Origin of the sequence: Pseudoalteromonas sp. APC 3694 (assembly GCF_030407565.1) — a bacterium.
In the GTDB taxonomy this organism is placed as follows: domain Bacteria; phylum Pseudomonadota; class Gammaproteobacteria; order Enterobacterales; family Alteromonadaceae; genus Pseudoalteromonas; species Pseudoalteromonas tetraodonis.
The window spans coordinates 1-20069 of record NZ_JASDDE010000027.1; the positions used below are offsets into that span (position 1 = coordinate 1).

Consider the following 20069-nt stretch of genomic DNA (forward strand, 5'->3'; position numbering starts at 1 on the left):
AGATCTGATCACCGCAAGGGCATTTAGTTCCATTTCTTATGTGCAGCTCAGGTTATTTAGAATCGTCCGATAAATAGACTGACCGACGTACATCCCACCAACCGTCTTAATCCATGAAGGCAAGAACACCAAAGCAGATGATACTCAGCCATCATTTGAGCCACCAAGAACAACACTGCCGAGATAGCAAAATACCACACAGCTTAATGGTAATTCTCTGGCTTGGCACGTCCACGATAAAACACAATAATCTAAAAAGGCCGCAGCACTTTAACAGCTTATTCAAAGGATCTAAACCCGCAAGTTGTAGACATAAAATCCTTGATTTTTTAATACTTTAAGTTTAACTCTGTATCTAAATGTAAATCAAGGGATTTATATTTGTTGTTTTTTTGTTGTTGTAAAATACAAGAAATAATCCCGCGAGTTGTTGAAAAAAAACTAAATACAACTACTGTTTGTATATACAGCACCAGCTAGAGCAGATTATGGCTTCTATATTTTTAGAATCAATCCGTGACTTTATGATAACGCGTCGTTATGCCAAGCGTACTATAGACACTTATCAATATTGGATAAAATTTTACATTTTATACCATGGTAAAAAACATCCGGCGCAATTGGCAGAGTCGGAGGTTGAGCAATTCTTATCTTATTTAAGTAATCAGCGTAATGTTGCAATGAAAACTCAGGCAACGGCTTTAAATGCTTTGGTTTTTTTATACCGTCATATTATTAGTCGACCGTTATCACTTGAAATGAATTTTAATAAATCACTCGTGTCACCTAAATTACCTGTAGTACTGACCCGTGAAGAAATACAGCGTTTATTATTGGCAATGGATCCAAAGTATAAACTTATCGCTCAGATACTTTACGGTAGTGGTCTACGTTTAATGGAAGCTGTAAGGCTTCGGGTAAAAGATGTCGATTACGACTATGTCTCATTAATGATTTGGCAGGGCAAAGGCAATAAAAACCGCAGAGTAACATTAGCACTCGAACTACTGCCGTTGTTGCGCAGCCAAAGTCACTTGGTAAATGACTACTGGCATCGAGACAAACAAGCAACAGACTATGCCGGTGTCTGGCTTGCGAATGCATTAGCTAGAAAATACCCAGCGGCTCCTTATGAAATGAGCTGGCAATATTTGTTTCCTTCAGCCCAGTTAAGCATGGACCCAGAAAGTAAAAAGCTGCGTCGCCACCATATTGATGAAACAACAGTTCGTAAAGCAATTAAACAGGCAGCAAAGCTGGCAAAAATTCAAAAAATGTTACCTGCCATACACTACGGCACTCGTTCGCTACCCACTTACTTGAATCTGGTGCAGATATACGCACCGTGCAAGAACAACTCGGCCATAGCGATGTTCGCACCACGCAAATATATACGCATGTTTTACAACAAGGCGCGAACGGGGTAATTAGCCCACTAAGTAAAATATTATAAAGTATGAATTTAAAAGACTTTTATCTAATCTAATAAACTTTAAAAATGAGCTATAACTTGGGGAATGTAATAAAAGCACTTTTACCAAAAGGGGCTTACGTATGTTAGCCCCTTTTATGTGTATTTTATTTATAGTGTGTTATTCAGTAACAACAAACCATAGCCAGCGAGTTGTTCGCCATTGAGATCGTGTTGCCAGTTAGGCGTTAACCCACCGCGTTTAATACTGCTAATGCTTTGTGCGTTAGCGGTTAAGTTAAGCACAAACATACTTTTACTGCCGTTTAACTCGCGGGTTATTTCAACTAGGCCGTTGTTGTGTTGCGTTAATTCATAACTGCCTTTAATACCCAGCTCTGGGCGCTGTTTTTTCTGCGAAATTAAGTGCTGGTACAAGCGCCATAATGAGTTTGGCTGCATTTGCTGTACTTTAACATTGCGATCACCTGCGCTAAGCTGCTCGGCTAAAAATTCAGGCCACCAGCTTGTAAAGTCTTTACCAAATAATTCACTTTGTTCAACCCAGCTCGTTTTAGCTTTGGTAAAACCGGCTTGATTGCTGTTGTCCCATTGCATAGGCGCACGTTTATACACATCGTGACCTATGCCACCTTGTGTTAAGCCTATCTCTTCACCGTAATAAATATACGGCGTGCCAGGAGAGCTAAATAACATGGCGGCGGCAAGTTTTGCCTTATCGTCGTGTTCAGTAAGTTGATAAGCCACTCGTTCTTGGTCGTGATTAGTTAAAAACGGTGCAAAAAAATCAAGTGGTGCAGTTGAATCAATACGCTGTTGTAAATTTTGTTTGAGCACATTGGCATCAACTGTATTCACTTGTTGATTAGATTGCATGGTGCCAAATTGCGCTTCACCACTGGCGTCGGGTTTTAATAAGCCCAGTATTTTATAGCCAACTTCAAAATCAAAGCCTTGATCAAGCCCTTTACCTTCGCCGTAGTATTTTGCCGCCACAGGAATATCTGCCCAAGCTTCACCCACCAAATATGCCTCAGGGTTTACACTTTTTACATACTGATTAAAGTGCTGCCAATATGCAATGGTTTCGTCTGTATCGGCTTGCGCATCTGCGCCACCTTCCATGGCAAAACGTACTGCGTCTAATCTAAACCCTGCAACGCCTTTATCAAGCCAAAACTCAGCCATTTTTTCCATTTCGGAAACAACATCAGGGTGGCGTAAGTTCAAGTCAGGTTGGCTTGCTCCAAACGCACCATAGTAATACTGCTGACGAGTTTCATTCCAATGCCATACTGCGTCGGGTTGGTCGTTATTACTCCATGCGTGGCCCCAGCCACTTCCGGCTTTTGGTATATCGTCGCGCCAAATAAAGTAATCTGCATAAGGGGCTTGTTGTTTTGCTGAACGCTGAAACCATTCATGATTACTTGATATATGGTTTATAACTAAATCAAGTATGACTTTCATGCCTTTGTCGTCAGCGGCTTTTATAAAGGCTTCAAACTCTGCCATGCTGCCGTAGTCGTTTTCTACTTGGTAAAATTCAGTAAAATCATAGCCATGATACGACGGTGCTTCAAACATCGGGGTTAACCACAATGCATTTACACCGAGGTCTTGTAGATACGGGAGCTTTTGGGTCATACCGTTAAAATCGCCATGGCCATCAGCATCGCTGTCGTAAAAGCTGCGTGGCCAAATTTGATAAAATACCGCATTTTGCCACCAAGGCGTTGCGTGTTGCTCAGTATTTAATTGCGATGTTTCGGTGTCATTCGTGTTGTTATTTAATGATGGTGCGCTTTGGCAGCCTGTTAGCATGATTGCTAATGCTAATGCGCTCAAGGTAAATGTTTTCATTTCAGCCTCGTTATTATTGTAATAAATAACATAGCCGTATTTTACTATGGCTATGTTAATTAACCTGAACTGCGGATAGTTTGTGGTTATTTTAGTGCTTTAGTTATCACCGGATAATGATCCCATACTTGTTTGTCGCTTAGTGAGCGCACTAGCTTAACGTATTCAGCATGCGTCCACGCCAGTGGTGTGGCCGAGTTTGTACCCTCGCCTAACGTGTATCCTGCTTTATTTACGCCCACGCCATCCCATACTTGTTCTGGTAGCATCATGCCTTCGTTAGCAAATTGCTCTAGCCCTTTTACATAGCTATTTTTAATAGCCTGCTGTTTAGTTGCATCTAAGGTATTATTGGCATTCGCGGCGGCAATTTCGTAATGACCACGTTCACCGGTAAAAAATGGCCAAACTCGCCCACGTTGACCTGGACTATTTTTTCCACCTTGCGCATAGTTAGCGCCCGTTACTTCGTCTTCACCGTATCCGTCGTTACCATAGCGGCGGTAGCCTGCAAATGTGCCGCTGCCATCAGTAAACTCAAAGCTGTATTTAACTTGTAGGTTATCGATGAGCGTTTCATCGTCGTACTCTGGGAGTGTTTTTACTATGCTAGGCGATAGTGCATCACGAACGCCATAGCGAACGAGCTCTAAAAATCCACCATCGAGAATTTGCTTTTTATTAAACCCTTCACGGCCATTATTAGCGTTAATTTTAGTATTTGAATTGGCGTCTTTGTCTTGGCCAATGCGAATAAAATATTCACCATCAGAAGCGCTCGACTCTAAATTACCAGCCGTTGTAAACATTAATTTTTCAATATCATTGTTATAACGCTTAGCTGTATTTAGGTAACGTGTTGCATTGGCATCATCACCTGCTAGTTTAGCGATATCGGCTGCAGTAATTAAACCAGCAACAACCGCGGCGGTGGTTGATGGCGAATACCCTTCTTGCTCTTCCCAGCGTTCTTGCTGAGTGGCTGGCGGCGTTATTTGTGTATCGTTCCACAGAATGTTTGCACGGCCACCCTCAACTAAAAAGTCTGCCGCGGGCTTTAACATACGGCTATACCAATCAGTGAGCTCTGCATCACTTAATACACCTGCTTGATGGAGTTTCCACGCTAGCATAATAGGCATAGCGGTTTGGTCTAACTGTACGCCTACCCATTCAAGTTCGCCATCTACGTGCGTTTTTTGTAAAAACCACCCAGTATCACCTTTATTGCCCGGGGTTTTGCTGTTTACTTGAACTTTTTCAAGGTATTCAAATGCGGTTTTAGCGGTCGCATTATCGCCCATGGCCATAAACGCCATGGCAACTTGATAAAAGTCGCGCACCCATACCGCTTTGTAACCGGTAGAGCCGGTTTTCGCCGATACGGTTTCACCCCATGGGTTAGATAAAGAGGCAATAAGTGCCCCGGCATGGGTTTTGTCTTCTTGGGCTTTTAACACCATAGCACTGGTATAAAGTAACTTGCCGTTATCAGCGGTTTGTTCGCTCATGTTATTTAGCGGTGCAAGGCTTTGCAGGTAGTCTTGCCAACCAAGTGCTTCGCCTTTACCGTTGTAATTATCAAGCACAGCTTGGTAACCTTTGGCTAGCGTAGCTTGGCCTTGTTTAAAACTTGCTTGCTGGTTGTTGCCAAAACTTAGGCTTAAATCGAATTGACTGTTTTTACCAATTTCACCTAGCTCTGCTAATAAACTAACATTCCCCGATTGTTCACCGGTATTTTTATAAACGCGGGTAAGCTGCTGAGTTGTTTTAAGCTGGCTTAAACCATCACTCACACCTGTAAAACCAACACTTGTTTGTTTAAATGGCTGTGCACCTTGCAATGACAAGTAATTATCGCCCTGCCACGCTACCAACCCTTGCTCGGTGGTTTTTGCAAAGTCATCTAAGCCGTTGTTGTTTATATACGGGTTAACTGTTACATATGCTTTTACACCGTCAAGCTGGGTATTAAAAATACTGCGTACAAATAAGCTTTGCCCGTCTGGATCGGTAAATATATGTTTTTCGAGGCTAAAGCGACCTTGCTTATCTTTGCTTACTACTTTGTATGCTAATGATAACGGGCGGCCTTTATCGTCTCTGTATAAGTAGTCAATGGTAACGTCTAAATCGTCAGCTTCTGTGACTGTAAAATCTTTTCCTACTACCACAAATTGCATGTCTTTAATTTGCGCTTGATGAATAAGCCCAAACATCGTTTCGGTGATCATACCTTTGGCAATTGAAAACCATACTTTTGAAACCGCTCCTGTGGGGGCCTCATCACTGTAATGGCCATTTTGATATTGCTCAAAAGATGTGCCTATCCCAGTTTTGCCTGCGTATGCCCAAAATGGTGCTTCGCCTGGTGCGCCTGGTGCACTCACTGATGTTTGCGCTACTGCACTGGTTTGCGTATTTTGCACACCACAACCGACAAGGCCTGCGGCCAATATTGTCGCGGTAATTAGGTTATATTTTTTCATTTTAGCCCCTTAAATTAAGACTGTTTAACACGCAGTACGGCAACCGCTGCAAGTACAAAAGACACAGCACCTAACATCAATGCGTAAATAGGTTGATTTTGGAAAAAGTGACGGAGTATCAGGCCAAGTACACTGGCGGCTAATAATTGTGGGATCACAATAAAAAAGTTAAATATTCCCATATACACACCCATTTTATGACTCGGTACTGAGGTACTTAACATGGCGTAAGGCAACGACAATATAGACGCCCACGCAAAACCAATACCTATCATTGGCCAAATAAGTAAGCTCGGATCTTGTATAAACATAAAGCTCGCCAATCCTAACGCACCTAAAATAAGGTTAAGTGCATGCGCTAGTTTTAAACCAACACGCTTAACGATGATCGGGATACATAAAGCCGCCAATGCAGCAAAACCGTTGTAAGCCGCAAATAATATACCCACCCAGTCTGCACCATTGTTATACGCCGCTGAACTTGTGTCGCTGCTACCATAATGAAAACTGGTTACCGCTGAGGTGCTGTAAATCCACATGGCAAATAATGCAAACCAGCTAAAAAACTGTACCCAAGCAAGTTGTTTCATCGCCTCTGGCATGGTAAATACATCGTTAACGACTTGGTAAAAGCCACCGCTGGTGTGGTTTTTTGCCTGTAGTGCGGCTGCAATAAATTGAATAACGCCAAAACTCACTAAGCCAGCTGCTAAAAGGTAAAGCTCTTTTTCTAGGTTTAATCCCGTGACTAAACCAAGTACGGCAAGCCCTAACACGGTAAATACACTGCCGCCTTTACTAAAGTTAATTTGTGCACAAACCGCCTGTTCAACTTGAGCTTGCTCTTGTTGATTAAATGCGGCCAATTCTTCAGGTGAATATTCTTTGGTGGTTATAATTGTCCAGCCCACTGCGACCAGCAATACAACTGCACCAAAGTAAAATGAGTACTTTACTGAATCAGGAATTTGCCCTGCAGCGGCGGTGTTGGCAATATCAAACCAGTTTGTCATCATCCAAGGGAGTGCAGAAGCAACCACGGCGCCTACGCCTATAAAAAAGCTTTGCATTGCATAGCCCGTAGCACGCTGTTTGTTTGGTAGGTTATCGCCTACAAGGGCGCGAAATGGTTCCATGGTGACGTTAATCGATGCATCCATGATCCATAACATGCCCGCTGCAATCCAAAGTGTTGGTGAGTTTGGCATAATAAATAACGATAATGTGGTTAAAATAGCGCCGTATAAAAAAAACGGACGACGGCGGCCTAATTTGCCCCAGGTTTTATCGCTCCAGTAACCAATAATTGGCTGTACAATTAAACCGGTAAGTGGTGCTGCCACCCACAAAATAGGAATGTCATCTACATTCGCTCCAAGGGTTTGAAATATTCGGCTTACATTACCGTTTTGCAGTGCAAAGCCAAATTGAATGCCTAAAAAGCCAAAGCACATGTTCCATATTTGCCAAAAACTTAAATCTGGTTTGTTTTTATTGTTATTCATTTTTCAGCCTTATTAATTAAAACCGCACTACTGAGTGCATCAAGGGTCAGCGTAAAGGTTGTATTTTGTTTCTCATCGCTCACCAAAATACCGTTATGCGACTCTAATAAATCGTAAAGCGTTGAGTTTGGTTTGAGCATTGTTGCTTGATTTGGCGTGAGCGTAATAGTGACTGTTTGCGCTTGCTGACTGAAGTTACTCAGCACCCATAATGATTGCTGTCCTAGGGTGCGTACAAAACCTACCACTCTATTACTGCCTGTTACCAACAAGGGTGCCATATCGCCGGCAACAATCGCTGGTAAATCGTTAAGTGCCATAATTGAAATATAATATTGGCGTAATTGCGCTTGTTCAGCTGTTAACTGACCACCATCAAATTTACCGTTATTCATCCACGCTTGGTGAGCAGGAACACCAATATAGTCAAAAATACTGGTGCGAGTTGGGCTACCAAACCCCGCGTTTTCTGAGCCATCTTCACCGACATCTTGACCAAAATAAAGCAAGCTTGGCGAGCGACTGATTAAGTGAGAGACCACCATTGCCGGCTTGCCCCATGCGGCATCGCCGGCAAAATCAGGACTTGCGATACGTTGTTCGTCATGGTTTTCTAAAAAGTGCAGCATATGTTGCTCTATGTCAGCCACTTTTTGCTGAGCATTAAAAATACTACTTGCGGCTTGCTTGCCTTGCATTATGGCTTTTAAGGTGTCGTAAAAGCCTACTTTGTCATACAAGTAATCCATTTTACCTTGGTGAATGTAAGTTCGGTACATCAATGGGTTGTACACTTCGGCAAGTAAAAATGCATCGGGTTTATGCATTTTTATCGATGAATTTAAAAAGCTCCAAAATTCAACCGGCACCATTTCAGCCATATCATAGCGAAAGCCATCCACGCCTTTATCTAACCAATAAAGCGCAATATTTCTAAATTTATACCAACTATTTGGCAGTTCTTTATCTTGCCAAAAGGCATAATGTGCACGGTAACCTTGGTTTTCTAGCGCCTTAGGTAAAGTTGGAAAATCTAGGCTACCATCGGGTTTAACGCCGTAGTTTACTTTTACTGTTTCGTACCAGTCGTTTATATCAGGCTGTGGAGCACGTGCACCATTGCCAGTCCATTTTGCTGGGATTTCACTAAATTGACCATCGGCTAAAGGGTGTTTGTTGCCACCTAACACTTGGTAACTGTCGCTTGTTGGTACTTTAAATGATTCACCCGGTACATAGTAAAAATTATTATTTTTAGCATATGCCTTGCTGGTATCATCGTCCTCACCAAAGTCTTTCACGCCGTTAGGTTTAGCCGTTGAGTGGTAATCACGTGCAACGTGATTGGGCACAATGTCTATTATCACTTTCATATCATGATCGTGGGTACGTTCAATAAGCGCGCTAAACTCTTCGATTCTGTTCGTTACATTTACCGCCAAATCAGGGTTTACATCGTAATAATCTTTTATTGCGTAAGGCGAACCTGCACGCCCTTTAACCACATCAGGATCGTCTTGTTTTATACCGTACTCAGTGTAATCACCCACTAAGGCATGATGTAAAACGCCGGTATACCACACATGGGTCGTTCCTAATTCTTTAATGCCTTTAAGCGCTGCGTCGTTAAAGTCAGCAAACTTACCCACGCCATTTTGCTCTTTAGTACCCCATGGAATGTTTGCGGTTTGAGTATTACCAAATAAACGGGTAAACACTTGATAAACAACTGGCTTTACAGGCTCTGTCTTATTTACAATCGTTTTTGCTTGCGTGCTTTCATTATCATCACTGCAGCCTTGCACAACTAATGTGCTTGATAGCAGCAAGGGTATGTAAAATCTTTTTTTCATTGTGTGTGTCATTTTTATTTCAGTGTTGTCATTGGTTTATACTAAAGCTAACTGTAGTTTGGTTACAGTTGCTGCATACGTATTCACAGCTACATTCAGCACCTGTTAACCCAAAAATTAAACTGCCCGCATGAAAATTTTTGGGGGCTTACTTTGGTTTTAAACTACTTAAAAATACGGTGTGACTTGGCAGTTGCTCTACCGTTGAATTTATTAATGTTTTTAAATTACTAAATAACTCGGCTAATTGCTCATTGGTTAATGAATCTGCTAGCGCACCGTAATCATCGGGTAATAGGCCTTGACCTATCATGACTTGTTGCCACGCCACTTCGGCAAATAACTCGTCGTTTTCGCGCACTACTTTGCCCGTTTGTTTAAATAAATCCATTTTATGCGCTAACGATTGCGGAATTTCCATTTGCTTACATTGACGCCAAAATGGAGTATCTTTCCGCTCAGTTAGCTTATAGTGCAAAATAATGAAGTCACGAATATGCTCGATTTCGGTGATGCTTTGCTTATTAAATTCTGTTACTAACGCATCACTAACCCCATGGTGAGGAAATAACTTAATTAAACGCGTCACAGCACTTTGTATTAGATGAATACTGGTTGATTCAAGTGGCTCTAAAAACCCACTCGATAAGCCAATGGCGACGACGTTTTTATGCCACTGTTTTAAACGACGACCTGTTTTAAACTTAATTAATCGGGGTTCAGTAATAGGCTCTGCAGGAAGATTATTGAGTAATAATTGTTTTGCATCGTCATCAGATATATGGCGGCTACAATATACTAAGCCATTCCCCATTCTGTGCTGTAATGGAATTTGCCACTGCCAACCGGCACTGTGCGCAATTGAACGTGTATAAGGTTTTAATTCACCATTTGATGCTGTTTGTACTGCAATGGCGCTATCGCAGGGTAAGTAGTGCGACCAATCTACAAACCCAGTATTGAGTGTTTGCTCAATCAATAAGGCACGCAAGCCCGTACAATCTAAAAATAAATCGCCACTGATACTGCTGCCATCATCAAGGGTTAGGCTCTGAATATTGCCACTGGTTGGGCACTGCATGACCTCATTAATTTTAGCATCTAGATGTTTTACCCCCCGCTCTGTGGCTAAGTGCTTTAAAAACTCAGCATACAAACTGGCGTCAAAATGATACGCGTAGCTTAATCCTGGCAACGACGTGTTAGAAATGGTATTCAGTGGAGCAAATTTATTGTTTTTCGCAGCCTGATAATTTAATGAAAAATCCCAAAAATCATCTTTGCACCCTTGCGTTTGGCCTTTAAGCCAAAAATTATAAAAGTCACAAAAAGGAAAGTTTTTACCCAAAGTGCCAAACGCATGCATATAACTGTGTGCTGAGCTTTTCCAGTTTTCAAACTCAATACCAAGCTTAATCGTCGCGTTAGTGGCATTTATAAAGTGTTGTTCATTGATACCCAATGCATTATTTAGCTGCATTATAGGGGGAATAGTGGCTTCCCCTACGCCCACTGTGCCAATGTGAGTTGATTCTATTAGGGTAATATTAATTACTTTACCTAATACTTTATTTAACAGTGCAGCGGCTATCCATCCAGCTGTACCACCGCCTGCAATGACGACGTGTTTTATTGGTTTCATATGTTTGTCCACTTTTTGCTGTGTATTAAAGCCGCTAAAATAATTTATTAGGTAAAGTCACTATAAAAAAGCCCTTGTAAAACTAATTACAAGGGCTAATATCTTAACTAAATTTCAGTTAAAGCTTGTAGCTAAATCCAAGAATAAAGTTACGCCCATAATCTTGGTAATCACGCACTTGTAAGGCATTATCACCACTTAGTGTTGTAAATGGTTCTTCAGTGATATTTTGTACTTGGAATGTCACATTTAAGCCATCTAAGCTCTCAACACCTGCTTCGCCAAAATCATAGCCAACTTGTACGTCCCAAATTGTTTCACCTAAGATGTTTACTTGCTGTGTTTCATAACCTGCGTTGTAAATATCACCTTTAAAGTCGCTGCGTTTACGCATGCTAGTACGTGCTTGGAAGCCATAGTTTTCATAATAAAAAGTTAAACTTTCTATTTTGTCTGATAGACCAGGTAGCTCATATTCGTTGCCGTTTTGATCTTCAATATCTTGTTCAATTCCTGTATGGCTGGCAATTAAACCAAAACCTTCTAATGAATCACTAAAAATATTAAACGGTAGAGCAAGAGACAATTCATAGCCCCAAAGATCTCCACCACCGCCATTCACTTTACCTGATCCAGTACCGGTACTATTCTCTGGTATCTCACCCGTTGAAGGGTTAGCAACTCCTGACATATCAACTTCGTATACACCATCAAATATCCATTGGCTTAAGTCTTTATAAAATACAGCCGCTGAGAAGTATCCTTCTGCACTAAAGTAGTTTTCATAAGTAAAATCAAAACCCGTTGCTTCTTTTGGTTCAAGTGTAGGATTACCACCCGATACTGACCAATAGTTGCCATTCTCATCAGGACGCTCAGAATTGTAGCTCGCATTAACAGAAGCATTCATTTCATCTAGGCGGGCTCGTGAGATAGTTTTAGCGGCACCAAAACGCACAGTTTGATTTTCATCTAGCGCTAAAGATAAATTAAGACTAGGTAAAACATGACTATAATCGTGTGACACATTGTTAGGAACGGCTTCAACTAGACCTGTCACGTCATTCGGCACAGCCGCAAAACCTTGCGAAGATTGCTCAGTTCTAACATAGCGAACACCAAAGTTACCTGTTAATGGTAGTTCACCTACTTCAGCATTAATATCAGCTTGAACAAAAAACGCCGTAACTTTTTCTTGAACTGTGTACGACTGCGTAGTGTGTTTTATATCCGTTAAACTTTCTTGAATTGAGTCATAATATCCATCGTCAACTAGTGCACGGGTATCATAGGCAATCATATCCCCCATACCGATAAAGCCTAAGCTAGCTGTTCCGAGGCGATATTGCTCTGGAACGACAAGCGTACCAGGATTATCTAATGAGAAATCGCTTAATGTTAAGTAATACCCTTCAGACTTTTTACTCTTCTCGCGGTCGCGATATGACATACCAAAACTTACTTTGCTTAAGTAATCGTTTTCTAATAGCTTGCTTGCTGCTAGTTTTAAAGTATGTAGTTCATCATTAACTTCAGGTGCATTAATAAAGCCATCTTGTGCGGTGTTTTGATAAGCCGTATCATTTAAGCCGTACTTATTATTTAGCGCTGAGCTGGTTCCCCATGACAAAGGACCACCTAACTGAATTAAAGCATAATCACTATAATCTAACTCGTGGCTAAATTTGGCGCCGGTATTGCCGCCATTAAGTGAATAGCCAATGTTGTCAGCAATACCGTTTGCATCGCCACGGCCTGTGCCAGAATAACTTTGTAAGCTCCAGTCCTTACGCTCAACTTCAGATAAGCTCGCATCAAACTCTACCGACCATGAATCGTCAATGTCATATTTAGTATTAAATCCAAATTGCGTTAATTCAGCATCACGTTCTTCAACATCATTACGAACTACAACGCGTTGACCTTGCGTTGTTGCACTGGTAATAAACCCAGATTCTTCATCTATAGTTAGGCTATTTTGATCTATATTGCCTTGCCCACCCCAACCAGGAAAAAATGGAATTTCAATACCACGTAGGATTTTTTCATCTGTAAAATCAACATATAACGCATCAAACGTCATGTTTAGACGATCATTTGGTGCAGCTTCCACTACTAGCATCGCTGAATCACGTTCAAGTGTTGATGAACGTACAAAAGGTTTAGCGCCGCCTAAGATTGAATAATTCTGTCCATCAACGTCGAATTCAGGGTATCCCCAAGAATTCCAGCGTTTTTCTTGGTTTGGTGAGCTCATTGTGTTGTAAGCAAATGCAACACCTATAGTGTCATCTGCAAACTGATCAATGTATGAAACCGTGCCACGAAAGCCTTTGTCATCACCATCTGGGTTTAGCTTATCAAAACCTGACTGCTCTAACTGACCATTAAACATGATCACGCGTTCGCCTTTACTTAAAGGTTTTACCGTTTGCATGTCAATAACACCGGCAATGCCTTCAGCTTCAATGCTAGCACTTGGCGTTTTATATACAGTAACACCGCTCATAATTTCAGATGGGTAAAGGTCAAACTCAACACCACGGTTGTCGCCAATCGATACTTGCTCACGGCCATTGAAGGTGGTTGCACTTTCGTTTTCACTAAAACCACGAACACTTACACGACTAGCACGACCATCAAGACGTTGTGCTGTTAAACCTGGTAAACGCGCGATTGATTCAGCAATAGATGTATCTGGAAGTTTACCAATGTCTTCTGCAGAGATAGACTCAACCACCTGTGTTGAAAAACGCTTAGTATTAATTGATTCAACAACACTACCGCGAAAACCTTTTACTTCAATAATTTCTACATCATCATTTTTTATTGTTTCTTCTTGTGCCGCAGTGGTGGCAAAGCTTGATAGTCCGGCAGCAGTTAATGCTAGCGTTAATATACTTGGTTTGAACATAGCCATAATGTTTTCCCGTTACCCATAATGTGATACCCGCTTACTTGCTTAAGTGATAGTTAAGCTTGCGAGCTTATTTCGTTGTCAGGATGAATACTAACGCTCGTATTATTTTATTAACAACTTTATGCATACGTATTCAAAGTAACGCAACACGTATAAAGTTAACATTAAATTTACACCCCAATTCATAAGTAACTGTTTTATTATGAGTTATTTTAGTGCAATTAGCATTTATAGCTTTAATGATAGTCATTATTTATTTTTTGATAAAATAAGTGTGTCATTAAACATAAATAAAGTGACACGACGCTATTTTATTTTCTAATTTATTATTATGGAGAACATTTATTTAAGTACAATTGGTAAGACCAATATTAATAATCACCAATTTAGTGCACCCCCTTATTTTTAAGCACCTAAATAACGCAAACAATAAATTAACAATTTAACAAACCAAATTGGTAAAGAGATATTCAATAAACCGGCGTTAAAATCGATGAAATAAGCGATTGATTTAACCTCTTTTAATTGCCTTAAAACGGTGCATACGTATGCAGACTTTTTACAGTATGACGGGCTTCAAGTATGCTTTTTCAAATAAACGAGGATTAACACCTCTAAAAAAGAACAACACAAAGACAATGTGAAAACGGAGAAAGGCATGGCCCAAAAGCAATGGTATAAAGGTGCGGTTATTTATCAGGTTTATCCGCGTAGCTTTCAAGATAGCAACAACGATGGCATTGGTGACTTAAAAGGGATAATTAATCGCATTGATTACATTAAAAGTTTAGGGGTGGATGCTATCTGGATCTCACCTTTCTTTAAATCACCTATGAGAGATTTTGGTTATGATATTAGCGACTATCGCGATATCGACCCCCTTTTTGGTAACTTAGATGATTTTGATGAGCTCATTGCGCAAGCACATCAACGCGATATTAAAATTATTATAGACCAAGTGCTTAGTCACACCTCAGATCAACACCAATGGTTTATTGATAGCCGTGAAGATTTAACCAACGATAAAGCTGATTGGTATGTATGGGCCGATGCTAAAGAAGACGGAACAGCACCAAACAACTGGTTGTCTATTTTTGGTGGCGGTGCATGGCAATGGGAGCCGCGTCGTGGACAATACTACTTACATAACTTTTTCACGGAACAGCCTGATCTTAACTTTCATAACCCTGATGTTCGCCAAGCTGTACTAGACAATGTTGAGTTTTGGCTTAAAAAAGGCGTTGATGGTTTTAGGTTAGATGCAATTAACTTTTGTTACCATGACGCACAGCTTCGTGATAATCCTGCAAAACCAAAAGAAAAGCGTCAGGGCCGTGGTTTTAGTGAAGACAATCCGTATGCTTTTCAGTATCACTACTACAACAACACACAGCCAGAAAACATTGAGTTTATGCGTGATATTCGCACCTTACTCAATAAATACCCAGGAACCGTATCACTTGGTGAAATTTCATCTGAAGATTCATTAGCCACCATGGCAGAATACACCCAAGATGGCGATAAACTACACATGGGTTACAGCTTTGAGCTATTAACGGATGATTACTCGAGCGAGTATATAAGAAATACCGTTACTACACTTGAGCAACGCATGACTGAAGGCTGGCCTTGTTGGGCATTTAGCAACCATGACGTAGAACGTGTTGCAAGCCGTTGGAGCGAAACGGGTGAAGTAAACCCTGCGCAATGTAAGATGTTAACCGCCCTATTGGCCTCGTTACGTGGTAGCGTGTGTATGTATCAAGGTGAAGAACTCGGGCTCGGTGAAGCAAGCGTTGCGTTTGAAGATTTACAAGACCCATACGGCATTACGTTTTGGCCAAACTTTAAAGGCCGTGATGGTTGTCGTACCCCAATGCCTTGGGAAAACCTTGATAGCTCACATGCCAATGCTCACAATGCGGGCTTTAGTGAAGTAAAACCGTGGTTACCTGTTGATCAACAACATAGGCTGCAAGCAGTTGCTGAACAAGAGAATGATTCAAACTCAATATTAAATGCGTACCGTGAATTTATGGCATGGCGTAAAAACCAGCCGGTATTACTTGAAGGTGATATTGAGTTTTTACAAACCGAAGAGCCAATCTTAGCGTTTTACCGTACTCTAAACGATGAAAAAATGTTGTGTGTATTCAATTTGAGTGCTTCACAAGCAAAACTTACTATTAATGCAAGTGTTGAAAATGAACATAACGACCTTTATCATCACAACGCAAAGCTTGATAATGAAACACTGACAGTTGAGCCATTTGGTTGTTATTACGCCCACTGCAGTTAATATTTACATTATTATAAAAAACCCGAGCACTGCTCGGGTTTTTTTAGCATTTTTTAATGGCTAATTGTTTTACTATTTAAGTAATCAGTAAATGCAAACAGTACACCCGACACAACAAAGGTCACGTGTATCAGCACTTTCCAGAGTAATTCATCATTTGAATGAGATGCAGAGCTTATAAACACCTTTAGTAGCTCAACGGCTGAAATGGCGACTATTGCACTAATCAGTTTCATTTTTAAACCAGAAAACCCTACTTTTCCCATCCATACGGGACGGTCCTCATGATTTTCGATATTAAGCTTAGAGACAAAGTTTTCGTAGCCACTGAATATAATAATTAATAAAAGTCCAGCTAACAAAGCGGTATCAACCAAAGTTAATATACCCACCAACAACTCTTGATTACTGGCAGTAAACGTTACGATCCCCATCAAATACAGCTGTTTAAAAAATTTTATTAGTAATAAAACCACAGCAAATAGTAAACCGACAAAAAATGGGGCTAATAGCCAGCGTCCTTTGAATATAAACGACTCAAGAGCATGCTCTACTTTATGAACAGGTTGTATTTTTTTATTTATATTATTTGTATGTGGCTCTGACATAAGAACACCTAAAAATTAAAACGCGACATTAGCCTAAATTTAGCTGTAACACAATTAGTTAAGGTTAAACACTTTTACACGATACGCTCATCTTGACGATAAAAATATTTCGTTTCCCTTTATTTTATATTCGATTAAAAATCAATATACCAACAGAGATGTTCTGGCTTGGTTACACTTGTTTTATGTAGGCATTGTATGAATACATAACTCGATTGTTACTCCATTTTTAGGAATAAGAAAATGAATAAAGCATTACTCGCGTTAATCGTTGCACCATTTTTCGTTTTATCTGCTGCTAATGCAGTGGCAAACGATGCTACAGACGCTTCAGCTGAGACGATTCAAGAATTCACAGAAATGTGTGTTAGTTGGGCTAAAGAAGACGACGTAAGCAATGAAGAGCTTTATAACTATGTTTTAAAGTGTGTGAATGATGAACTAACATCTGAAGGCTATAACAAAGTCACTGCTGTTAAGATTTAATGAATAATTGAGTGAATTGAACCTAAATTGGTTACATTTTTTAATCCTGTAAAGTAAAAAATCAGATTAGAAATGCCATTGCGATAGGTTTGATTTGACAAAAAAACCGGAACTGTCACAGGCTGTGCGTTCCGGTTTTTTATTACTTAAAGCGGTGAATAATTAATTATTCATCGTCTTTTTTTACTTTTGCTTTCGTTTTACTTTTAGCAGGCGGTTTTTTAGCGGCGGCTTTCTTTTTAGGCGCGGCTTTTTTCTTAGCCTCTTCTACCCATTTACCACCTTCGTAGTGTGCCGTCCAACCAGTTGCTTTGCCATCAACCTCAGTCATTACATACTGTGATTTATTCTTACGACTGTAACGCACAACAGCAAGATTACCATCAGGATCTTTAGCTGGTGCATCAGCTAGGTAGTAAAACTTAGGCGAAATACGATCTCTAAAACGCTGTAACTCTTCTACTTTGGGGGCGCGTGTTTCTCGTGATTTAGGGAACGTATTTGCTGCTAAGAAAATACCTGCAGCACCGTCACGTAATACAAAATAGGCTTCAGACTTTTCACATTCTAATTCAGGAATATGAACGGGATCTTCTTTTGGTGGCGCAGCTTCGCCATTTTTTAATAACTTACGGGTATTTTTACACTCGTCATTGTTACAGCCAAAATACTTACCAAATCGACCTGATTTTAATTCCATATCAGCGCCACATTTATCACATTCAATAATAGGGCCGTCGTAACCTTTAATTTTAAACGTACCCTCTTCAACCACATGCCCATGACACGCTGGGTTATTACCACACACGTGTAGTTTACGGGTTTCATCGATAAGGTATGAATCCATCGCTGTTTCACAAATTGGACAGCGCTTCATTTGCATTAATGTTTCTGTTTCAACGTCTTCAACATCAGCTGCAACCGCTTCATCACCCGACACTAAGTTCATAGTGGTAGTACAGCGCTCTTTAGGTGGCAGGTTATAACCAGTACATCCTAAGAATACGCCCGTTGAAGCAGTACGAATACCCATTTTTCTGCCACACGTTGGGCAGTCAATGTCAGTTTCTACCATTTGATTAAGACGCATACCGCCTTCATCGGGTTCACCTTTGGCAATGTTTAACTGGGTTGAAAAATCAGCGTAAAACTTATCGAGAACTTGCGTCCAAACACGCTCACCTTCGGCGATATCATCTAAACGGCCTTCCATTTTAGCGGTAAAATCGAAGTCCATTAAATCGGTAAAGTTTTCAACAAGGCGATCGGTGACAATCTCCCCCATTTTTTCAGCGAAAAAGCGACGATTTTCTACTCGTACATAACCACGATCTTGTATCGTTGATATAATAGAAGCATACGTGGAAGGACGACCAATCCCACGTTTCTCAAGCTCTTTAACTAAGCTTGCTTCACTAAAACGAGCCGGTGGCTTAGTAAAGTGCTGCTTAGGATCAAGCTCAACTAACGTGAGCACCTCGCCTTGCTTAACAGCAGGCAGCGATTGATCTTCTTCATTCTTTTTACGTACTGCCGGTTGCACTTTAGTCCAACCGTCAAAACGTAAAACACGGCCTTTTGCTTTCAAGGTGAAATCGTTGGCAGCGACCGTTAAGGTGGTTAAATCGTACTCAGCAGGCACCATTTGACAGGCCACAAACTGACGCCAAATAAGCTCATAAAGCTTTTTCGCATCAGCATCAACACCTTCAACATGCCCTGAAAGCACCGATACACTAGAAGGACGAATCGCCTCGTGCGCCTCTTGTGCATTACCTTTAGAGCTATAGTTAATCGGATCAGTAGGTAAGTACTTGGCACCAAACTCATTGGTTACGTATTCGCGACACATTTCAACCGCATCTTTCGATAAGTTAGTTGAATCGGTACGCATATAAGTAATATAACCCCCCTCGTATAAACGCTGGGCAAGCATCATGGTCTTTTTAACGCCATAACCTAATCGGGTACTTGCTGCTTGTTGCATTGTTGAAGTAATAAATGGCGCACTTGGGCGGCTCTTACTTGGTTTCTCTTCAACGCTGACAACTTTATATTCGGCATTCTCAAGGCTTTTAACTGCTGCACTAGCCTGAGCTTCATTTACTGGCTTAAATGGCTTGTCTGCTTGTTTAGTGACTTCTAAACGTAGGTCAGACTCGCTATTTTTAACATCGGCATGTATATCCCAAAATTCTTCAGGAATAAATGCTTTAATTTCACGTTCGCGTTCAACTAATAAACGCACTGCAACAGATTGCACTCGACCCGCTGATAAACCACGCGCTACTTTAGCCCACAATAGGGGCGATACCATAAAGCCAACAACACGGTCTAAGAAGCGACGGGTCTGCTGTGCATAAACCATGTCGGTGTTTAACTCACCTGGGGTTTCGAATGCTTGTTGTATTGCATTTTTAGTGATTTCGTTAAAAACAACACGCTTATATTTTTCTGGCTCGCCACCAATAATTTCTTGAAGGTGCCAAGCAATAGCTTCCCCTTCTCTATCCAAATCCGTTGCGAGATAGATTTGATCAGCATTTTGGGCAAGCTTTTGTAATTCTTGAACAACCTTTTCCTTACCCGGCAAAATTTCGTAATGTGGCTCCCATCCTTTTTCAGGATCGATTCCCATACGCGCGACTAAGTTAGTGTAATCACGTTGCTGTTTATACGCTGCTTTCTCATCGGGGGGCATTTTACGCACCTCAGCAGGCGTTTTGCTTGCCGGTACTTTAGTTTTGCCAGAACCCGATGTAGGTAGATCTCGTACATGCCCAATACTGGACTTAACGATAAAATCATTACCTAAGTATTTATTAATTGTTTTAGCCTTAGCAGGTGACTCTACAATTACTAGCGATTTGCCCATAGTTGCCTATTTCTAACCTAGTTTTTTAAATGTGTTTAGCCGACTCATGCGGCGCGAATATTTATAGGTATATCTACAAACACTAGTTCTTACA

At 40.8% G+C, this 20069-nt stretch carries 10 protein-coding genes and 1 pseudogene; 3 read left to right on the forward strand and 8 right to left on the reverse strand.

What is annotated here, in order from left to right; all coding sequences use genetic code 11:
• Nucleotides 1-524: 524 nt before the first annotated feature.
• Nucleotides 525-1348, forward strand: a pseudogene (locus QMA00_RS10725) (integron integrase); the annotation flags it as partial.
• A 234-nt stretch (nucleotides 1349-1582) separates the two neighbouring features.
• Here QMA00_RS10725 and QMA00_RS10730 read toward each other — a convergent pair.
• The 6 genes from QMA00_RS10730 to QMA00_RS10755 all read right to left on the reverse strand — a co-directional run bounded on the left by QMA00_RS10730 (nucleotide 1583) and on the right by QMA00_RS10755 (nucleotide 13707).
• Complete coding sequence (locus QMA00_RS10730; protein WP_290157172.1) at nucleotides 1583-3295, reverse strand: alpha-amylase family glycosyl hydrolase; 1713 nt, start codon at nucleotides 3293-3295, stop codon at nucleotides 1583-1585.
• Between the two features lie 86 nt (nucleotides 3296-3381).
• Nucleotides 3382-5787, reverse strand: coding sequence for a glycoside hydrolase family 15 protein (locus tag QMA00_RS10735; RefSeq protein WP_290157174.1), 2406 nt, complete (start codon nucleotides 5785-5787; stop codon nucleotides 3382-3384).
• A 14-nt stretch (nucleotides 5788-5801) separates the two neighbouring features.
• Complete coding sequence (locus QMA00_RS10740) at nucleotides 5802-7292, reverse strand: MFS transporter (protein WP_290157176.1); 1491 nt, start codon at nucleotides 7290-7292, stop codon at nucleotides 5802-5804.
• Nucleotides 7289-9145: an alpha-amylase family protein gene (locus tag QMA00_RS10745; RefSeq protein ID WP_290157178.1), complete on the reverse strand. Its 1857-nt coding sequence runs from the start codon at nucleotides 9143-9145 to the stop codon at nucleotides 7289-7291. Before QMA00_RS10745 ends, QMA00_RS10740 begins: the two co-directional genes overlap by 4 nt.
• Nucleotides 9146-9293: 148 nt before the next feature.
• Nucleotides 9294-10787: a tryptophan halogenase family protein gene (locus tag QMA00_RS10750; protein WP_128583609.1), complete on the reverse strand. Its 1494-nt coding sequence runs from the start codon at nucleotides 10785-10787 to the stop codon at nucleotides 9294-9296.
• A gap of 118 nt (nucleotides 10788-10905) precedes the next feature.
• On the reverse strand, nucleotides 10906-13707 hold the full coding sequence (locus tag QMA00_RS10755) for a TonB-dependent receptor (protein ID WP_290157181.1): 2802 nt from the start codon (nucleotides 13705-13707) through the stop codon (nucleotides 10906-10908).
• A 658-nt stretch (nucleotides 13708-14365) separates the two neighbouring features.
• Between QMA00_RS10755 and QMA00_RS10760 the strand changes: the two genes are divergently transcribed.
• Nucleotides 14366-16006: an alpha-glucosidase family protein gene (locus tag QMA00_RS10760; protein ID WP_290157183.1), complete on the forward strand. Its 1641-nt coding sequence runs from the start codon at nucleotides 14366-14368 to the stop codon at nucleotides 16004-16006.
• Between the two features lie 53 nt (nucleotides 16007-16059).
• Here the strand turns inward: QMA00_RS10760 and QMA00_RS10765 are convergent, their stop codons facing one another.
• A complete protein-coding gene (locus QMA00_RS10765; RefSeq protein WP_076920997.1) occupies nucleotides 16060-16614 on the reverse strand; it encodes a TIGR00645 family protein in 555 nt (184 codons plus the stop codon).
• A gap of 243 nt (nucleotides 16615-16857) precedes the next feature.
• On the opposite strand from QMA00_RS10765, the gene QMA00_RS10770 reads away from it, so the two are divergent.
• Nucleotides 16858-17100, forward strand: coding sequence for a hypothetical protein (locus QMA00_RS10770; protein WP_016899532.1), 243 nt, complete (start codon nucleotides 16858-16860; stop codon nucleotides 17098-17100).
• Between the two features lie 166 nt (nucleotides 17101-17266).
• Here the strand turns inward: QMA00_RS10770 and topA are convergent, their stop codons facing one another.
• Entirely contained in the window at nucleotides 17267-19975 is a 2709-nt protein-coding gene (topA, locus tag QMA00_RS10775; protein ID WP_290157187.1) for a type I DNA topoisomerase, read from the reverse strand.
• Nucleotides 19976-20069: the final 94 nt, after the last annotated feature.

Excerpts from the sequence above, each read along its gene's own strand:
- QMA00_RS10730 (WP_290157172.1), bottom strand. The coding sequence starts at position 3,295 with ATGAAAACATTTACCTTGAGCGCATTAGCATTAGCAATCATGCTAACA.
- QMA00_RS10735 (WP_290157174.1), bottom strand. The coding sequence starts at position 5,787 with ATGAAAAAATATAACCTAATTACCGCGACAATATTGGCCGCAGGCCTT.
- QMA00_RS10740 (WP_290157176.1), bottom strand. The coding sequence starts at position 7,292 with ATGAATAACAATAAAAACAAACCAGATTTAAGTTTTTGGCAAATATGG.
- QMA00_RS10745 (WP_290157178.1), bottom strand. The coding sequence starts at position 9,145 with ATGAAAAAAAGATTTTACATACCCTTGCTGCTATCAAGCACATTAGTT.
- QMA00_RS10750 (WP_128583609.1), bottom strand. The coding sequence starts at position 10,787 with ATGAAACCAATAAAACACGTCGTCATTGCAGGCGGTGGTACAGCTGGA.
- QMA00_RS10755 (WP_290157181.1), bottom strand. The coding sequence starts at position 13,707 with ATGGCTATGTTCAAACCAAGTATATTAACGCTAGCATTAACTGCTGCC.
- QMA00_RS10760 (WP_290157183.1), top strand. The coding sequence starts at position 14,366 with ATGGCCCAAAAGCAATGGTATAAAGGTGCGGTTATTTATCAGGTTTAT.
- QMA00_RS10765 (WP_076920997.1), bottom strand. The coding sequence starts at position 16,614 with ATGTCAGAGCCACATACAAATAATATAAATAAAAAAATACAACCTGTT.
- QMA00_RS10770 (WP_016899532.1), top strand. The coding sequence starts at position 16,858 with ATGAATAAAGCATTACTCGCGTTAATCGTTGCACCATTTTTCGTTTTA.
- topA (WP_290157187.1), bottom strand. The coding sequence starts at position 19,975 with ATGGGCAAATCGCTAGTAATTGTAGAGTCACCTGCTAAGGCTAAAACA.